At 70.2% G+C, this 17,689-nt stretch carries 15 protein-coding genes; 6 read left to right on the top strand and 9 right to left on the bottom strand.

Annotation, left to right across the window (positions count from 1 at the left end; all coding sequences use genetic code 11):
* Positions 1 to 34 precede the first annotated feature (34 nt).
* Positions 35 to 4,102, bottom strand: a complete 4,068-nt coding sequence (locus CSR00_RS05525) for a bifunctional nitrate reductase/sulfite reductase flavoprotein subunit alpha (protein WP_099021379.1) — start codon at positions 4,100 to 4,102, stop codon at positions 35 to 37.
* A 71-nt stretch (positions 4,103 to 4,173) separates the two neighbouring features.
* Positions 4,174 to 5,574, bottom strand: a complete 1,401-nt coding sequence (locus CSR00_RS05530) for an MFS transporter (protein ID WP_099021380.1) — start codon at positions 5,572 to 5,574, stop codon at positions 4,174 to 4,176.
* A 370-nt stretch (positions 5,575 to 5,944) separates the two neighbouring features.
* Here CSR00_RS05530 and CSR00_RS05535 point away from each other — a divergent pair, with 370 nt between their 5' ends.
* From CSR00_RS05535 to CSR00_RS05555, 5 genes are all read left to right on the top strand, one after another.
* Entirely contained in the window at positions 5,945 to 6,298 is a 354-nt protein-coding gene (locus CSR00_RS05535) for a molybdopterin oxidoreductase (RefSeq protein WP_099021381.1), read from the top strand.
* Positions 6,299 to 8,818 (top strand): nitrite reductase large subunit NirB, encoded by a 2,520-nt coding sequence (gene nirB / locus CSR00_RS05540; protein WP_099021382.1) that lies wholly within the window; start codon positions 6,299 to 6,301, stop codon positions 8,816 to 8,818.
* Positions 8,815 to 9,123, top strand: a complete 309-nt coding sequence (locus CSR00_RS05545) for a Rieske (2Fe-2S) protein (RefSeq protein WP_099021383.1) — start codon at positions 8,815 to 8,817, stop codon at positions 9,121 to 9,123. The genes nirB and CSR00_RS05545 overlap by 4 nt, the downstream gene beginning before the upstream one ends.
* A gap of 153 nt (positions 9,124 to 9,276) precedes the next feature.
* Positions 9,277 to 10,512: a serine hydrolase domain-containing protein gene (locus tag CSR00_RS05550; RefSeq protein ID WP_099021384.1), complete on the top strand. Its 1,236-nt coding sequence runs from the start codon at positions 9,277 to 9,279 to the stop codon at positions 10,510 to 10,512.
* An 18-nt stretch (positions 10,513 to 10,530) separates the two neighbouring features.
* Positions 10,531 to 11,265 carry a type 1 glutamine amidotransferase gene (locus tag CSR00_RS05555; RefSeq protein ID WP_099021385.1) on the top strand — a complete coding sequence of 245 codons (735 nt, stop codon included), beginning with the start codon at positions 10,531 to 10,533 and terminating at the stop codon, positions 11,263 to 11,265.
* Here CSR00_RS05555 and CSR00_RS05560 read toward each other — a convergent pair.
* Positions 11,256 to 12,638: a TIGR01777 family oxidoreductase gene (locus CSR00_RS05560; RefSeq protein ID WP_099021386.1), complete on the bottom strand. Its 1,383-nt coding sequence runs from the start codon at positions 12,636 to 12,638 to the stop codon at positions 11,256 to 11,258. The two genes, CSR00_RS05555 and CSR00_RS05560, sit on opposite strands and share 10 nt — an antisense overlap.
* A gap of 148 nt (positions 12,639 to 12,786) precedes the next feature.
* Here CSR00_RS05560 and CSR00_RS05565 point away from each other — a divergent pair, with 148 nt between their 5' ends.
* Entirely contained in the window at positions 12,787 to 13,422 is a 636-nt protein-coding gene (locus tag CSR00_RS05565) for a phosphoribosyltransferase (RefSeq protein WP_099021387.1), read from the top strand.
* A gap of 6 nt (positions 13,423 to 13,428) precedes the next feature.
* On the opposite strand, the gene CSR00_RS30050 is transcribed toward CSR00_RS05565, so the two are convergent.
* The 6 genes from CSR00_RS30050 to CSR00_RS05595 all read right to left on the bottom strand — a co-directional run.
* Positions 13,429 to 14,100 (bottom strand): hypothetical protein, encoded by a 672-nt coding sequence (locus tag CSR00_RS30050; protein WP_141564291.1) that lies wholly within the window; start codon positions 14,098 to 14,100, stop codon positions 13,429 to 13,431.
* 50 nt (positions 14,101 to 14,150) lie between these two features.
* Positions 14,151 to 14,966 carry a DivIVA-like cell division protein Wag31 gene (gene wag31, locus CSR00_RS05575; RefSeq protein WP_099021388.1) on the bottom strand — a complete coding sequence of 272 codons (816 nt, stop codon included), beginning with the start codon at positions 14,964 to 14,966 and terminating at the stop codon, positions 14,151 to 14,153.
* 285 nt (positions 14,967 to 15,251) lie between these two features.
* On the bottom strand, positions 15,252 to 15,554 hold the full coding sequence (locus tag CSR00_RS05580; protein WP_099021389.1) for a YggT family protein: 303 nt from the start codon (positions 15,552 to 15,554) through the stop codon (positions 15,252 to 15,254).
* A gap of 168 nt (positions 15,555 to 15,722) precedes the next feature.
* Positions 15,723 to 16,397 (bottom strand): cell division protein SepF, encoded by a 675-nt coding sequence (locus CSR00_RS05585; RefSeq protein ID WP_099021390.1) that lies wholly within the window; start codon positions 16,395 to 16,397, stop codon positions 15,723 to 15,725.
* Between the two features lie 67 nt (positions 16,398 to 16,464).
* Positions 16,465 to 17,232 carry a YggS family pyridoxal phosphate-dependent enzyme gene (locus CSR00_RS05590; protein ID WP_245905845.1) on the bottom strand — a complete coding sequence of 256 codons (768 nt, stop codon included), beginning with the start codon at positions 17,230 to 17,232 and terminating at the stop codon, positions 16,465 to 16,467.
* A partial coding sequence (locus tag CSR00_RS05595; protein WP_141564292.1) for a laccase domain-containing protein occupies positions 17,229 to 17,689 on the bottom strand: 461 nt, incomplete at its 5' end. The genes CSR00_RS05590 and CSR00_RS05595, both read right to left, overlap by 4 nt.

Here is a 17,689-nt window from a genome sequence, read left to right on the forward strand (position 1 = left end):
CCGATACTGTCCGTACGCCCGGCCGGACCGGCACTCAATAGACGTCGCGCACATAGCGTTTGGCCGCCACCATGGCGCGCTTGTAGTCGGTGGCGGCCTCGCGTGTCATCCCGCCGTGGACCCTGATGATCTCGGTCAAGGCGGCGTCGACGTCCTTGGCCATCCGCGTGGCGTCGCCGCAGACGTAGAAGTGGGCGCCGTCGTCGAGCCAGCGCCACAGCGCCGCCCCCTGGTCGGTCATCTTGTGCTGGACGTAGACGCGCCGGTCCTGGTCGCGGGAGAACGCCAGGTCCAGGTGGTGGAGCAGCCCGGCGGCGACCATCTCCTGCAGTTCCTCGCGGTAGTAGAAGTTCTCGGTGCGGTGCTGGTCGCCGAAGAACAGCCAGTTGCCGCCGGTGTGCCCCAGCGCGCGCCGTTCCTGCAGGAACCCCCGGAACGGCGCGATGCCGGTCCCCGGCCCCACCATGATCATCGGTGTCGCCGGGTCTGCGGGCGGGCGGAAATGCGGGGAGCGCTGCAGGAACACCGGCACGCCGGCCCCTCCGGGCAGGTCGGCCAGGTGGGTGGAGGCGACACCGCCGCGGGGCCCGCCGTCGGCGCCGCGGTAGCGCACCACCGACACGGTCAGCTGCACCTCCCGCGGGCTGACCAGCGGGCTGCTGCAGATCGAGTACTGCCGCGGGGTCAACCGCACCAACGCCGACTGCCACTGTTCGGGGTCGGCACGCACGGCGAACTGCGCCAGGACGTCGAGCCCGTTGCGGTTGACCAGCCACCGGTCCAGGTCGGCACGGTCGCCGCGCAGCAGCCTGGCCGCCGCGGTGTCGCGGCAGTTCTCGGCAACGAATGCCAGCAGGCCGGGGGTGACCCTGGTGATGTCGTAGCTGACGGTCAGGGCCTGGCGCAGGGTGGTTTCGGCACCGTCGACGACGACGGGCGCGCTGCCGGACAGGCCCGTGCACCCCAGCCAGCTGTCCACCGCGACGTCGCTGTTTCTGGCGAAGACCCCGAGGGAGTCGCCCACGGCGTAGTCGACGGTGTCCGCGTCGTGGGCGGAGAGGTCGAAGCCGAAGTGGCGCACCTCCTTGGCCGAGGACACCGGGGTCAGCCTGGTGTTGCGGCACAGCGGGGCCAGCAGCGGGTCGGCGCGGGTGAAGGGCCGGGCCGGCGCGGCCACCGCGCCACCCCCGGTCACCGCGCCACCCCCGGCGTGCGGTTCCGCGACCGCACCGCCGGCGCCGGCCCGGGCCTCCGGGAGGCGGCCGGCGACGTCGTCGGCCCAACGCGCCATCGGTTCGTCGTCATAGATCTCGCAGTCGGCGCGCTCGAGCAGCCGGGTGGCGCCCAGGTCGGCCAGCCGGGTATCCAGCGACTTGGCGTAACCGCAGAAGTTGTCGTAGGAGCGGTCGCCGATTCCCAGCACCGCGAAGCGCACACCGTCGAGCTGCGGGGCGTCCTCGGCCGCCAGCTGCCGCCAGAGCCCGGCGCCGTTGTCCGGGGGTCCGCCGTCGCCGAACGTGCTGGTGACGATGACCACGTCGCCGGCGGCGGCCAGCTCGGCGACGTCGACGTCGTCCATCGCGCGCAGTCGGGCCCCGCCCAGCCGGTCGCCGAGCCGGGCCGCGAAGTCCTCGGCGTTACCGGTCTGCGACGCCCACAGCAGCAGCGGTCCGGTGCCCGTGTCGGCCGCGGTCGCGGCCGCCGGAACCTCGGCGGTGCCGGACCGCGAGTAGATCCCGGCCAGCAGCCCGTCGACCCACAGCCGGGTGCGGGGCCGCAGCGGGGCGCCGACGGGCAGCACCGGCACCCCGGGCTGTCCGTGCTCGATTCCGGCGAAGAACCCGGTCAGATAGATCTTCTCGTCGTCGTCGAGTCCGGGGGCACCGTCGAGCATCGGCGGGACGGCCTCCAGCGCCACCGGCCGCAGCGCCACCGCGCAGACCTTGAACTCCGGCTGCAACGACGCCGGGTCCACGGCGTCGTTGGTCAGCGCGTTGACGGCCAGGTACTCGCCGTGTTCGTCGTTCCAGTGGAACGGAACCCAGACGTTGCCGGGCCGGACCCGGTCGGTGAGCACCGCGGGCAGTACCGCGCGACCGCGGCGTGAGGTCAGCTCCACCGGGGTGCCCGCCACGATGCCGGCCGCGGCCGCGTCGTCGGGATGGATCTCCACGAAGGGTCCGCCGTTGAGCTTGTTGAGCTTGGCCACCCGACCGGTCTTGGTCATGGTGTGCCACTGGTGCTGCAGTCGGCCGGTGTTGAGCACCATCGGGTACTCATCGTCGGGCAGCTCGGCGGCCTCCATGTGCGGCCGGGGGTGGAACACCGCGCGCCGGGAGTCGGTGGCGAACGCCAGTCGCGGCCGGTGCCCCGCCTCGTCGACGAACAGGTCCTGGCTCACCCCGTCGTTGAGGTAGCGGATCGGGTGGCGGTCGCCGTCGGTGCCGTCCGGGTCCGGTGGCACCGGCCACTGCAGCGGGGTCCGTCGCAGCCGCTCATAGCTGGCCCCCCGCAGGTCGTATCCGGTTCGGGGATTGTGGAATTCGCGGATCTCGTCGAAGATCTCCGCGCTGGACCCGAAGGCGAAATCCGCACCGAAACCGAGGTGCCCGGCCACCCCGCAGATCAGCTCCCAGTCCGGCCGGGCCTGCCCGGCCGGCGGGATCGACTGCTGCAGCAGGGTGAGGTTGCGGTCGGAATTGACCATGACCGCATCGGATTCGGCCCACAACGCCGCGGGCAGCACGATGTCGGCGTAACGGTTGGTGGCGGTGTCGGCGTAGGCGTCCTGGGTGATGACCAACTCGGCGGCCTCCAGGCCGGTGATGACCGAGGCGCGGTTGGCCATGCTTGCCACCGGGTTGGTGCAGATCACCCAGACCGCCTTGATCTCGCCGCGGCTGAGCCGGCGGAACATCTCGACGGTGCCCGGGCCCACCTCCGAGCGGATGGTGCCCGGCGGGCGGCGCCACCGCTGCTCGACGAACGCGCGGTCCTGCGGCGAGGTCACCGTGCGCTGGCCGGGCAGGCCGGGCCCCATGTAGCCCATCTCGCGGCCGCCCATCGCGTTGGGTTGGCCGGTCAGCGACATCGGTCCGCTGCCGGGCCGGCAGATCGTGCCGGTGGCCAGGTGCAGGTTGCAGATCGCGTTGGTGTTCCAGGTGCCGTGGGTGCTCTGGTTGAGCCCCATCGTCCAGCAGGACATCCATTCACCGGCCTCGGCGATCATCGCCGCCGCGGTGCGGATGTCCTCCTCGGCCAGGCCGGTGATCTCGGCGACCCGCTCCGGCGGATAGTCGGCCAGGAACTGCGGCATCGCCTCCCATCCCTCGGTGTGCTCGGCGATGAAATCGCGGTCGATGTCCCCGGATTCGACCAGCAGATGCAGAATGCCGTTGAGCAGCGCCAGGTCGGTGCCCGGCCGGATCGGCAGGAACAGGTCGGCCTTGGCGGCGGTCTCGGTGCGGCGCGGGTCCACCACGATCAGCTTCGCGCCCGCCTTCATGCGGTCGATCATCCGCAGATACAGGATCGGGTGGCAGTCGGCCATGTTCGCACCGATCACGAAGAACAGGTCGGCGCAGTCGAAGTCGGTATAGGAGCCGGGCGGCCCGTCGGCACCCAGGGACTGCTTGAAACCCGTGCCCGCGCTGGCCATGCACAGGCGCGAGTTCGACTCCAGGTAGGTGGTGCGCAGATAGCCCTTGGCCAGCTTGGTGGCGACGTACTGCGCCTCCAGCGACATCTGCCCGGACACGTAGAGCGCCACCGAGTCCGGGCCGTGCTCGTCGATGATCGCCCGGAGCCGGCGGGCCGCCTCGGCGACCCCGTCGTCGACCGGTGTCGGTACGGCCTCCTCCGATCGCGACGGCCGCACCAGTGCCGAGGTGAGCCGACCCTCGGTGGCGGCCATCATCTCCGCATGAGTCGCGCCCTTGGTGCACAGGCGGCCGAAGTTGGTCGGGTGCAGCCGGTCACCGCTGACACGCGCGATGACCGGCCGCCCCTCCTCGCTTCTGGTCTGCACCGCGATACCGCAGCCGACACCGCAGTATGAGCACGCCGTTCGGGTCGTCGTTCCCGATTCCGTGGGAGCAGCCATGGTCTCCAGTAGTGGGCAGAGTCGGTTGTGGTTATCTCACCGGGGTATCCGCGCCGGACGGATCCGCCCGTTCACACCCCGGCCCGGGCCATCCGGGTGCCCTTGCGCAGGTAGCAGTACCAGGTCACGCCGAGCAGGACGAGGAAGAACGCCACGTAGAACTGCAGCGCGGGCTGGATGTTGCCGAAGCTGGCCTTGGACCAGGCGTAGGCCAGCGGCACGATGAACCCGCCGAAGGCGCCCACCGAGGAGATGATCCCCAGCGCGCCGGCGGCCTGCCGGCGCATGAACACCATCGTGTCGGGATCGCCACCGGCGTCCTCGCCCTTGACCTGGAAGATCCTCGAGATCATCCGGTAGGTGGATCCGTTGCCGATTCCGGTGGCGACGAACAGGAACATGAAGGCCACGAAGAACACCGGCAGGTTGACCGCGCGTACCGACCACAACGCGGCGGCGGCCCCGGCGGCCAGCATGACGAAGCTCGCGGCGGTGATGCGGGCGCCGCCGATCCGGTCGGAGAGCTTGCCACCCAGCGGCCGCGCGATCGAGCCGATGCCGGCGCCCAGGAACGCCCAGGCCAGCGCGATGTCACCGCGGTCGAATACGGCCTTGAGCAGGGTGGGGAACGCCGCGGAGTAGCCGATGAAGGAGCCGAAGGTGCCGATGTACAGCAGCGACATCACCCAGGTGTCGGCGTGCCGCAGCGACTGCCAGACCGGCTTCACGTCGGCCTTGGCCTCGGTCAGGTTGTTCATGAACAGGAAGGCACACACCGCCGCGACGACGGCCAAGGGCACGTAGAACAGCCCCGCCCGCGACAGCGCGACGCCGCCCCCGGCCACGACCACCAGCGGGATGATCTTCTGGGCGACCGCCACACCGATATTGCCCCCGGCCGCGTTGAGCCCCAGTGCCCAGCCCTTCTCCTTCTCGGGGTAGAAGAACGAGATGTTGGCCATCGAGGAGGCGAAGTTGCCCCCGCCGAAACCGGCCGTCGCCGCGATCAGCACCAGCGCCGGGAACGGGAACGTGGGATCACCGACCGCCCAGGCCATCAGCAGGCACGGGATCAGCAGCATCGATGCCGAGATCACCGTCCAGTTGCGGCCGCCGAACACCGGGATGGCGAAGGTGTAGGGAATGCGCAGGAACGCCCCGACGCCGCTGGGCACCGCCACCAGCCACAGCGCCTGGGTGGTGCTCAGCGCCCACCCGGAGGCCGCCGCGGAACCGTCGGCACCCGCGGTCATCTGCACCACGACGATGCTCCACAGCAGCCACACCGAGAACCCGATGTGCTCGGCGAAGATCGAGAAGATCAGGTTGCGCCGCGCGACGGGTTTGCCGGTGGTGGACCAGAATTCGGGGTCCTCGGGACGCCAGTCGTCGATCCAGTGTTTGCCCTTGTGGTGGCGGTGTCCGGGAGGCGCCGGAGGGGCGAGAGCGGTTGCCTCGGTGGTGGTCGACACGTCGAAGTCTCCTGTCGGGGAACATGGTGGTGATGCCGGGGCCGGGGGCGCGACGGTGGGCCCCCAGCTGGGTTCCCCGACGCTATGAACGCCGTGTTACGAGTCCGAACGGACGGCGTAAAACGACCGATACAAAGATCTCATCGCGGCGCCGGCGGCGATGTCAGCGACGGTATTCATCCTCGACTCACCCCCGAAACAGCCGCGTAACAATCCCGACCTAGCTTCGGGCCTACACCGAGCTGCTGCCAGTGATGGCAGACGTCGACAACGGTATCTCTGAACAGCTTTAGCTACAAGGCTTTTCAGCTGCCCCCGGCCGATTCTGTCCGGGCGGGGCGACACAATCGACCGGAGGGCGAGCAGACGTATGAACGACGGCAGCACACCACGCTTCCTGCAGGGCGCGTTCGACTTCGACGGCAAGGGCTACGACAAGGCCGATCCACTGGACCCCTCGCTGCGGTACGCGGTGCCCGCCGGCGCCACCACCCAGCCGGTGTACTTCCGCGGCGGCAACTCCAGCGACGAGATGGTCACCGTGATCCTCTACCGCGATGGAAAACCCATGCGCTACTTCCCTATCGGCGCCAAGAGTGCCAGTCATGTCGCACTGCGCGTGGTCGAGGACCTGCTCGCCGACACCGTGCTGGAGCTCTACATCGCCGCGCCGGCGGGCTCGTCGGGCAGCGTCGTCGTCGACCTGGGCCTGGTGGAGTTCTAGATGACCGCCACCGTCAGCGCCGGGTCCAACGGCCACGCCGGGTCCACCGCGAAGGCCCGGCTGGTCGTCGTCGGCAACGGCATGGCCGGGATCCGTGCCATCGAGGAGGTGCTCACCCGCGGCGGCGCCGAGAAGTACTCGATCACGGTGTTCGGTGACGAACCCTACGGCAACTACAACCGCATTCTGCTGTCCAATGTGCTCGCCGGCAGCGACGACCCGGCCGAGATCTACCTCAACGCCCTGGACTGGTACACCGAGCACGAGATCGACCTGCGCGCCGGTGTCCGCGTGGTGCGTATCGACACCTACGCCCACCTGGTCTACGCCGACGACGGCACCGCCATGCGCTACGACAAACTGATCCTGGCCACCGGAAGCCGTTCGTTCTTCCCACCGATGACCGGACTGTGGCGCGACGACAAGACCCTGGCCGACGGGGTGTTCGGGTTCCGCACCCTCGACGACACCTCGGCGATGATCGCCGAGGCCGCCACCCGCACCAAGGCGGTGGTCATCGGCGGCGGCCTGCTTGGCCTGGAGGCCGCCCGCGGGCTGCAGAACCGCGGACTGACCGTCGATGTCGTCCATGCCGGCCCCACGCTGATGAACGCCCAGCTCGACGACCTGGCCGGCAACATTCTGCGGAACTCGGTGGAGGCGTTGGGCATCGGTGTGCACACCGAGAAACGCACCACCGAGGTGCTCGTCGACGACCCGACCGGCCGGCTGGCGGGCATCGTCTTCTCCGACGGTGAGCGGCTGGACTGCGACATGCTGGTGATCGCGGCCGGGATCCGGCCCAACGTCGGGCTGGCCATGCGTGCCGGGTTGACGGTCGAACGCGCGATCGTCGCCGACGACCACATGCGTTCGGTCGACGATGACGACATCTACGTCGTCGGCGAGTGCGCCCAGCACCGCGGGCAGGTCTACGGGCTGGTGGCCCCGCTGTGGGAGCAGGCCAGGGTGCTGGCCGACCATCTCACCGGGACCGACCCGGGCGCGGCCTATCACGGGTCCCGGGTCGCCACCAAACTCAAGGTCGCCGGTGTGGACGTCGCCGCGATGGGCGTCAAGACACCCGAACACCCCGACGACGAATTCATCCAGTACTCCGAACCCAAGCACGGTGTCTACAAGACCGTCGTCATCCGCGACGGCAAGCTCGTCGGGGCAACCCTGGTCGGCGACGTGAGCAAGGTGTCGTTCCTGAGCCAGGCCTTCGACAACGGGCTGCCGCTGCCCGAGGAGCGGGTGGCGCTGATGTTCGACATCGGCACCCCCGACGTCGAGGTCGGGGTCGCCGAACTCGCCGACGACGCCCAGGTGTGCAACTGCAACGGGGTGTCCAAGGGCACCCTGGTGGGCTGTGTCCAGGACGGCGAGACCTCGGTCAGCGGGGTGATGGCCAAGACCAGGGCGGGCAAGGGCTGCGGATCGTGTAAGCAACTGGTCGGCCAGATCGTCGAATGGGCCGCCGGCGGCGCGGTCACCGAGGACCCCTCCGCTTCCTGGTACGTGCCCGGGGTGCCCTACGACAAACCGGCGCTGATGGCCAAGATCCGCGAACTGAAGCTGCACTCGGTGTCCTCGGTGTTCGCCGCGCTGGCCCCGGACGGCAGGCCGGACGCCGGGTCGAAGATGGCGCTGTCGTCGTTGCTGGAGATGATGTGGGCCGAGGAGTTCGTCGACGAACGCGACGCCCGCTTCATCAACGACCGCGTGCATGCCAACATCCAGCGCGACGGCACCTTCTCGGTGGTGCCGCAGATGCGCGGCGGTGTGACCAGTTCGGCTCAGCTGCGCCGCATCGCCGACGTCGCCGACAAGTACGACATCCCCATGATCAAGCTGACCGGTGGTCAGCGCATCGACCTGCTGGGGGTGCGCAAGGAGGACCTGCCCGCAGTGTGGGCGGATCTGGACATGCCCTCCGGCTATGCCTACAGCAAGAGCTTCCGGACGGTGAAAACCTGTGTGGGCAGCGACTTCTGCCGCTACGGACTGGGTGACTCCACCGCACTGGGCATCGCGATCGAGGAGCGCTACCAGGGACTGGCCAGCCCCGGGAAGATGAAACTGGCCGTCACCGGCTGCCCCCGCAACTGCGCCGAGGCGCTGTGCAAGGACCTCGGCGTCGTCGCGGTCGAGGGCGGACGCTGGGAGATCTACGTGGGCGGCGCCGCGGGCGCGCACGTCCGCAAGGGCGATCTGCTGGCCACGGTGGAGACCCCCGAGCAGGTGATGACCCTGACCGGCCGATTCCTGCAGTACTACCGCGAGAACGCCAACTGGCTGGAACGCACCTATGCCTTCGTACCGCGGGTCGGCATCGACCACATCCGCGCGGTGGTGGTCGACGACACCGAGGGAGCCGCGGCTCAATTGGACGCCAACATGGCCAAATCCGTTGCCGCCTATCGCGATCCCTGGAAGGACGGCCGGGAGCCGGCCACCGAGGGGCAATTCCGCAGTGCGCTGCCGCTGCTGCCGCTGCCGCAGGTGCCGGTGCGATGAGCAGCCGGATCCCGGTGGGCCCGGTCGAGGAGATCCCCGTGGGCGAGGGCCGCACCTACGCCGTGGCGGGCGAGCAGATCGCCGTGTACCGCCTGCGGGACGGTTCCCTGCGGGCGCTGGGGGCGATCTGCCCGCACAAGGGCGGCCCGCTGGCCGACGGGCTGACCGACGACGCCGTGGTGGTCTGCCCGCTGCACAACTACAGCTACGACATGTGCACGGGAGCCGAGGTGACCGGCAGCGGTCTGTCGGTACGCGCCTACCCGGTCGACGAGATCGGCGGCACGATCCAGATCACCGTATGACCGGCGTGAGGGGTCGCACGTGATCTCGATGGTCTGGCGCGAATTGTCGGGCGCAGGAGCGCCCCGGGCAGTATCGTCGGCGCGTCGTGTTCCCCCGACCGCGCCGGCAACCGGCATCGGTTTCCTCCGGCACCGAACCGAAAGACACCCGCCATGGACGTCGCCCGCCGCCTGCGCACCGCGGTGGCCGCGCTGGTCACCCTGAGCGTGCTGAGCGGATGCGTGTCCCCGGAGAACCCGCGGCAGGCCACACCCACGACCCATACCTCCACCGCGCCGGAAGTCACCGACCTCGTGCGCGCGACGATGACCGAACAGCATCTCAAGGCGGCACTGGTCCGCGTGACCATCGACGGCAAGGAGGTGCTCACCGAGGCGTTCGGCGACTCGATGACCGGAGTGCCGGCCACCACGGACATGCACTTCCGCAACGGTGCGGTGGCGATCTCCTACGTCGCCACCCTGCTGCTGCGCCTGGTCGACGAGGGCACGGTGTCCCTTCAGGACACGCTGTCCACGTGGCTGCCCGACATCCCGCATTCCGACCGGGTCACCCTGGGGCAGCTCGCGCAGATGACGTCGGGGTACGCCGACTACGTCCTGGGCAATGACGAGTTCAACGCCGCGCTCGACCGGGATCCGTTCCGGCAGTGGGAACCCGACGAGCTACTCGGCTACGCGGTGTCCAGACCGCTGCTCTACGAACCGGGCACCAACTGGAACTACTCCCACACCAACTATGTGCTGTTGGGGATGGCCCTGGAACGTGCGACCGGCCAGCCGATGCCCCAGCTGCTCGACGAGCAGGTGCTGGGCCCCCTTGGCCTGAAGGACACCGCGAATTCCTTCACCGCGCAGATCCCGGCGCCCGTGCTGCACGCTTTCACCTCGGAACGCCGTGCGGCACTGCACGTTCCGCCCGATGTACCCTTCTACGAGGAGTCCACGTTCTGGAACCCGTCGTGGACCATCACCCACGGCGCGGTGCAGACGACCACCATCTCCGATCTGGCCGCCGGCGCGGCCGGGGTGGGTTCGGGCCGGCTGCTGTCCCCCGAGTCCTATGCCGCCATGGCCTCCACCGACCTGCGCGGCCGGACCCACCCGCAACCGGGCTGTCCGACCTGCGCGGCGATGAGCACGGGGTACACCTATGGTCTCGGGCTGGTGATCTCGGGCGAGTGGTTACTGCAGAATCCGCAGTTCTTCGGCTACGCCGCGGTGGGGGCGTATCTGCCCTCGCGGCGGATCGCGATCGCGGTGGCGGTCACCTTCGATCGGGACGCCTTCGACGACGAGGGCGACTACCCCAACGCCGCCGACACGCTGTTCCGCCGGATCGCGGCCGAGCTGGCCCCGGAACAGGCTCCCCCGCAGCGACCGGGCTGAGACGGTACCGTCAAGGCCGTGGCACCGAAAGTCCTGTTCATCTACAACGATCCGACCGCTCCGGAGGCCCTGCTGGGTGACGCGTTCACCGAGCGCGGGTTCGACGTGGAGGTGTTCACCGCCGTCCCGGAGGACCGCGTGGACCACCCGGCGTTCGACGTCGAGTTTCCCGACCCCACCGGCTACGACGTCATCGTCCCGCTGGGATCCCGGTTCTCGGTGCACGACGAGGCCCTGGGGCGCACCTGGGTCGGCGCGGAGATGGCGATGGTTCGCGACGCCGCAGCCGCGGGCGTGGGTGTGCTCGGCGTGTGTTTCGGCGGCCAACTGGTGGCGCAGGCGTTCGGGGGTACCGTCTCCCGGTCGCCGGCACCGGAGATCGGCTGGTACGAGCTCGACAGCAGCGACCCCGGCCTGATCCCGGCCGGCCCCTGGTTCCAGTGGCACTTCGACCGGTTCAGCACCCCGCCGGGTGCCACCGAGCTGGCCCGCACCGCGGGCGCCACCCAGGCCTTCGTGCTGGGCAGGACGATGGGCCTGCAGTTTCACCCCGAGCTCGACGCTCCGCTGCTGGACCTGTGGATCGCCCACGACCACGACGACGAGCTCGGCCGGCTCGGGCTCACCGCCGCCGGGCTGCGGGCGGCCACCGCCGCCGAACGCGATGCCGCGGTGTCGCGGTTGCGGGCGCTGGTCGCGGCGTTCCTGGACCGGGTCGCCGCCGACACCTCCGGGGCCGTGGCTCAGTCCTGAACCGGCGAAGCCCGGCCCGCCCGTTCACGCCCCAGCTGATGTCCCAGGGCGTCGGCGATCCCGGGTGCCCGGAACCGGTGCCCGAGTCCGGCCAGGGCGGCCGGCTCCACCCGCTGGCTGGCCGCCGCGAGTTCCCGGACCCCGTCGGCGCCCAGCAGCAACCGCGGCCCCAGCGCCGGCACCGGCAGCACCGCGGGGCGGTGCAACACCGCCGCCAGGGCGGCGGTGTAGTCGCTGTTGCGCACCGGTTCGGGTGCCACGGCGTTGACGGCGCCGCTCATCCGGGCGTCGTAGAGCGCCCGGTAGTAGATGTCGATCAGGTCGTCCAGGCCGATCCACGACAGCCACTGCCGGCCGGAGCCCAGCCGCCCGCCCAGACCGGCGGAGAACAGCGGCCACAGCAGCCGCAGTGTCCCGCCCCGCGCGGACTGCACGATGCCGGTGCGGACCCGCACCACCCGCAGACCGCCGTCGGCGGCGGGCGCGGTGGCGGCCTCCCAGTCGGTGACGACATCGGCCAGGAAACCGTCTCCGCGGCTTGCGTCCTCGGTCAGGGTCTCGTCGCCGCGGTCATATCCGTAGAACCCGATCGCCGAGGCACCGACGAAGACGCGGGGGCCGTCGCCGGTGCGCGCGGCGGCCTCGGCCAGCCGCCGTGTCGGCTCGATGCGGCTGTCACGGATGGCGGCCTTGTGGCGCGGGGTGAACCGGCCGGCGATCGACTCGCCGGCCAGGTGCACGACGGCGTCGACGCCGGCCAGCAGGTCGGGGGCGGGCGCATCCGGTCGCCACTGCCGTTCGTCGGGGCCGGCGGGGGTCCCGCGCACCAGCCGGACGACCCGGTGTCCGCCGGTGCTCAGCAGCGCGCACAGCGCGGTGCCGACCAGGCCCGAGGAACCCGTCACCGCGACGGTGAGCCGCCCGGCCCCGGCCGCGGCGGCGTCGCGGTGCGCCCCGAGGTCCTCGGCGAGCTGGCGGTGCCGGTAGTCGAAGGTCGACCTGAGCAGCCGCGCGGGCACGGGCGTCTCGACCCGGTCCCGCAGCAGGGTGGTGCCGTCGCCACGGTCGGCGAAGTCGTGGGTGTGCCGCCAGTGCCGGATCACCAGCGGCGGCCACGACATCGGCCCGGCGGCGTCCAACTCGTCGACGAAGCGGCGCGGCGGGTCGTAGGCGGTGGGATCGTGCTGGGCCACCCAGCGCAGTCCGCCGGGCAGACCGAGCACGGCGCGACCGTCGGCCAGTGAGACCGCCTCCTGTACCGCGGACATGGGCTGCCACGGCGGCAGCAGGCGCTCCAGCGCCCCCGGTCGGGTGTGCCAGGCGAAGACGTCGTCGATCGGGTGCGCCAGGACGCTGGAGTATTCGATTCCCATGGCACCGGGTGTACCCGCCCGCGTCGCCGGATGAGCGCGGAACGCCGACGGAAACGGTGACGAATGGCTGACCGAATCTCCGGCGGGAATCTGCGGCCGACTCCACCGGGGAGCGGCACAACGGCACGGCGATGGTGTGCAATGGGGTATGGACGGGTTGATGTTCGCCGACCGCCGTCATGCCGGGCGGGTGCTGAGCGAGGCGCTGGGCGACTATCGGGGCCGGGCCGGGCTGCTGGTGCTGGGGTTGGCCCGCGGCGGGGTGCCGGTGGCGGCCGAGGTGGCCACCTCGCTGGGCGCCGAACTCGACGTCGCCGTGGTGCGCAAGCTGGGGGCGCCGGGCCACGAGGAACTGGCACTGGGCGCGATCGCCGGTGAGCGGATGGTGCTCAACGAACACCTGATGCGGTCGCTGGGGGTCTCCGAGGACTCGCTGGCGCCGGTGATCGACCGCGAACGCCGTGAGTTGGCCCGCCGCGAGACCGCCTACCGGTCGGGACGGCCATCGGCCGACCCGCGCGGCCGCACGGTGATTCTGGTGGACGACGGGCTGGCCACCGGGGCCAGTATGCGCGCGGCCGTGCTGTCGGTGCGCGATCGCGGCGCCGCGCAGGTGGTGGTGACGGTGCCGACCGCACCGGCCAGTGCAGTCGACGAATTCGCCGGTATCGCAGATGATTTCGTGTGCCCGGACCTGAGACGGGACTTCATGGCGGTGGGGTATTCCTACCGGGACTTCCACCAGGTCGACGACGACGAGGTACGCAGGCTGCTCGACGGCTGAGCCGGCTCAGTCGCGGTCGCGGTGCTCCTCGCCGCCGGGCTGCCCGGATTCCGACGCCGGTTCTCCGGTCTCGTCGGTGGCCTCCTCGGTGACCTCCCCGGCGGCCTCAGTGTCCTCGGTGGCCTCAGTCGCCTCGGTGTCCTCGGCGTCCTCAGCGTCCTCGGCGGTCTCAGTGTCCCCAGCGTCCCCAGCGTCCCCAGCGTCCTCGGCGGAATCGCCGGTCTCCCCCGCCTCCTCGGCCTCCCCCGCGTCCTCGCCCGGCTCCCCGGACTCGCCGGTCTCCTCCGACGGTGCTTCCTGCGGGGCCTCCGATTCGCCCGCGGGCCCGGCCGCCGACTCGGCTTCCGGTTCTGCGGCGCCACCGGACTCATCCACGGTGGTCACGGCATCGGCGGCCGCGGTGGTGGCCACCTCGTCCTCGGGATACTCGGCGTCGAAGTTCTGGTAGGTCTCGTCGATCGCATCACCCGATGCGGTACCGGCCTCGTCACCGCCTCCGACCAGGGCGGGCTCGGCCTCGGCGCGATGCCGCTCCCGAATCGCGTCGATGATCAGCAGAATGACCCCGAGCACGCTGGCCCCGATGCACACCCAGGCCACCAGCTCGTTGCTGGTGACGACCGCGGTGACCAACGACGCCAGGCCGATGACGGCAAGCACCAGCGCAACGATCAACATCGATCGATCATCTCCTCCGCGGAACCGGACCGCGCACTACCCGGTTCGGTTCAGTTGTTGCCGCGGTTGAACTGGTTGAAGCCGCCGTCGTTGCCGGCGCCGGAATCGACGGGAGCCGCCGAACCGCGCTGACCGAGCTCCTCCAGCTGGGATTCCAGGTAGGTCTTCAGGCGGGTGCGGTACTCACGTTCGAAGGTGCGCAGCTGCTCGAGGCGGCCTTCCAGAACGGTGCGCTGCTGGTTGATGGTGCCCATGATCTCCGAGTGCTTGCGCTCGGCATCGGCCTGCAGGGCGTCGGCCTTCTCCTGGGCCTGCCGCAGCTGGGTCTCCGAGCGGCTCTGCGCATCGGCGAGCATCGACTCGGCCCGCGAGCGCGCGTCGTTGACGGTGGACTCGGCGGTGCGCTGGGCCTCGCTGATCATCGCGTCGGCGTTGGCCCGGGCATCGGCGAGCATCTTGTCCGACTCCGCCTTGGCGGTGCTGGTCAGGCGGTCGGCGGTGTCCTGGGCCAGTGCCAGCACCCGCGCCGCCTTGATGTGGGCTTCCTCCCCGGTGGCCGCGGGCGCCGGCGTCGGCGCCGGGGCCTCGTAGACCGGCTGCACTGGTTCGGGCTCCGGCTCGGGCTCGGGCTGGTAGAGCGGCACCGCCTGGGTGGCCTGCCCGCCGCCGCCGGCGCGGGCCGCGGCCAGCTCCTGGTCGAGCTCGCTGACCCGCTGGCGCAGGTCGGCGTTCTCCTCGATGAGACGGGTCAGCTCGTTTTCCACCAAGTCGAGGAACGCATCGACCTCGTCCTCGTTGTAGCCACGCTTACCGATCGGCGGCTTGCTGAACGCCACATTGTGGACGTCGGCTGGTGTCAGCGGCATTGTCTGCCCCCTCGTTCGTGGATGGTCGAGCCGATCTCACACTATTAGAGCGAGCGACCCGGGTGGTAGCCGTGGAGTAACTGGCGTCCATCCTGTCACACCAGACCCGCCGGTTGCGCCTGAGGTCGATAATTAAGAGTGAATTTCAATCTTTTTTGCCCGGCTTTTCGGCGTGGCGGCCACCGAAAACGACCTTTTCGAGGTATACGCGGCGCGCGCGGAGCCCGTCGGCTAAGCGCGATGCCAGCCGAATACCATCCGCATGCCAGCCCCGGGAGCGACGGGTCACACGGCGGCCGAGGCAGCCGCCGAGTAGGCCAGCTGCATACCGAAGAAGACCACCAGCAGCAGGACCATGATGGACAGGTCGAACCGGATGGCGCCGATCGTCAGCTGCGGAATGATCCGTCGCAGCAGCTTCACGGGGGGATCCGTCACCGTCAGGATCACCTCCAGGATCACCACGGTGAAGCCGCGCGGGCGCCAATCCCGGCTGAACGACCGGATGAACTCGACGATGACCCGGGCGATCAACAGGAGCCAGAAAACGAACAGCGCGAAGTACAGGACCTGAAAGAACAGCGCCAACGAATGCCTGACCTTACTGAGGACGTGTGATGTTGCCGACATCGCCCGTGCGACGGGACGGTGCCGGCGAATCCGACTCCGTCAGCCTACCTTCGGCCGATTCGGCGGGGCGCCGCGGAGTCCCCGGCGTCGGCCCTCACCGATGGACGGCCCTGATCGGCGGGCGAATCACTGGTAGGCGTAGAACCCGGCCTCGGCCATCCGGCGCCGCTCCTCGGGGGTGACCTCGACATCGGCCGGCGACAGCAGGAACACCTTGGTCGCGACCTTGTCGAAGGAACCCCGCAACGCGAACGCCAGTCCGGCGGCGAAGTCGACGAGCCGCTTGGCGTCGGCGTTGTCCATCGACACCAGGTCCATGATCACCGGGGTGCCGTCACGGAAGCGCTCGCCGATGGTGCGGGCCTCGCTGTAGTCCTTGGGACGAAGCGTGGTGATCTTCGACAGCGGGCTGCCCTCGTCGAAGAGCATCTGCATCCGGCGGGGGTCCATCGCCAGTGCACCGCGGGTCGGGCCGCCACCGCGCATCGACCCCAGTCGCGGGGTCGCGCGCTCGAACTCGCGGGGACGGAAGCGGGGTTCGCGCGGCTCACGGGGATCGTCGAGGCCGTAGCCGCCCCGATAGCCGGGCTGGTAGTCCATCTCGCCGTGCGGATCGTCGTAGTCGCGGTCGTCCATGCGCTCGCCGTAGCGGCCACGGTCGTAGCCGTCGTCGGCGAAACGCTCTCCGCGGCGGGCATATCCACGCCCGTGCCCGCGGTCGTCATCGTCGTAGTACTCGTCGTCGTAGTCCTCCAACGGAGCCATTCCGAAGTAGGCCTTGACCTTGTGCAGTGTGCTCATCGCGTGGACCCTTCTGAAGCTCTGAGGACTTTGGTGCGTGTGATGAAGATGTGACTGGAGTGACTACTCACGGTGACGTTAGCGGGCGAGATCCCAATAAGGCGGTTCCGACACGCACACAGGTGGATCCATGTTTCACCGCCGCCTCCAGATCGCCCGACATGCCCGCGGACAGACCGAGACGCTGCTGGTAGTCGGTCTGTACCCGGTCCCGCTCGGCGGCCAGCCTGGCGTACCCGGCGTCGGGTTCGCTGCCCAGCGGCGGCACCGCCATCAGCCCCACGAACTCCAGCCCGTCGGCGTCGTGCACCTGCGCGCACAGCGCGTCGACCTGCTCGCGGGCGCCGATGTCCACCCCGCCGCGGCTGGTGTCACCGTCCAGGCTGATCTGCACGAAGACCCGCAGCGGTGCGCTGCGCCGGCCCTCCGAAAGCGCTTTGGCCGCAGCGTTTCCCAGCGCCGTGGCGACGCGTTGGCTGCTCACCGAATGCGCCGCGTCGGCCCATGACACGATCGACCTGGCCTTGTTGCGCTGGATCTGGCCGACCATGTGCCAGTGCACGCCCGCGGGAAGGATCCCGGCGAGCTCGCCGGCCTTGGCCGCGGCCTCCTGGTCGCGGGACTCCCCGAAGGACCGGCACCCCAGCTCGGCCAGCGCGGCGACGTCGGAGGCCGGGAAGAACTTGGTGACCGGCAGCAGCTCGATCTCGTCCGGGCTGCGCCCGGCCTGGTGCGCCGCGCGGTGCAGCCGGTCGGTCAGGTGGGCCAGCGCGCTGCGCAGCGCGGCCTTGCGCTCGGCGGAGGCGATCGTGTCCCCCGCTCTCGTGCCCGTCACTGGAACCACACCAGCGAGGCCAGCCGGCCCGTCGGGGCGTCACGGCGGTGACTGAACAGGGCCGGATCGGCCACCGTGCAGCGCGGATCGACATCGATCGCACCGATCCCCAGCTCACGCAGCTGACGGGTGATCCCGGCGCGAAGGTCCAGTCCCGGCGTGCCCTTGGCGGTGCGTGTGCGGCTGCCGGGCAGGACGGCCTCCACCTCGTCGGCCATCGGCGCGGGGACCTCGTAGTTGACCCCGCTGACCGCCGGCCCCAGCAGCACCGAGATGTCGGCGACGTCGGCTCCGGCCTTGGTCATCGCCTCCACCGTGCGCACCACGATGCCCTTGGCCGCGCCCACCCGCCCGGCGTGCGCCGCGCCCACCACCCCGGCACGCGCATCGGCCCTGGCTCTTATACACATCCGACGCTGCCGACGATCCTCCTTTGGTCGCTCTCGGCGGCCGCCGG

It is taken from the genome of Mycolicibacterium palauense, from assembly GCF_002592005.1.
Classification (GTDB): domain Bacteria; phylum Actinomycetota; class Actinomycetes; order Mycobacteriales; family Mycobacteriaceae; genus Mycobacterium; species Mycobacterium palauense.

Bases quoted from the DNA above. Each gene is read 5' to 3' on its own strand.
- CSR00_RS05560 (WP_099021386.1), bottom strand. From the start codon at position 12,638: ATGGGAATCGAATACTCCAGCGTCCTGGCGCACCCGATCGACGACGTC.
- CSR00_RS05565 (WP_099021387.1), top strand. From the start codon at position 12,787: ATGGACGGGTTGATGTTCGCCGACCGCCGTCATGCCGGGCGGGTGCTG.
- CSR00_RS05535 (WP_099021381.1), top strand. From the start codon at position 5,945: ATGAACGACGGCAGCACACCACGCTTCCTGCAGGGCGCGTTCGACTTC.
- CSR00_RS05550 (WP_099021384.1), top strand. From the start codon at position 9,277: ATGGACGTCGCCCGCCGCCTGCGCACCGCGGTGGCCGCGCTGGTCACC.
- wag31 (WP_099021388.1), bottom strand. From the start codon at position 14,966: ATGCCGCTGACACCAGCCGACGTCCACAATGTGGCGTTCAGCAAGCCG.
- CSR00_RS05545 (WP_099021383.1), top strand. From the start codon at position 8,815: ATGAGCAGCCGGATCCCGGTGGGCCCGGTCGAGGAGATCCCCGTGGGC.
- nirB (WP_099021382.1), top strand. From the start codon at position 6,299: ATGACCGCCACCGTCAGCGCCGGGTCCAACGGCCACGCCGGGTCCACC.
- CSR00_RS05525 (WP_099021379.1), bottom strand. From the start codon at position 4,102: ATGGCTGCTCCCACGGAATCGGGAACGACGACCCGAACGGCGTGCTCA.
- CSR00_RS30050 (WP_141564291.1), bottom strand. From the start codon at position 14,100: ATGTTGATCGTTGCGCTGGTGCTTGCCGTCATCGGCCTGGCGTCGTTG.
- CSR00_RS05585 (WP_099021390.1), bottom strand. From the start codon at position 16,397: ATGAGCACACTGCACAAGGTCAAGGCCTACTTCGGAATGGCTCCGTTG.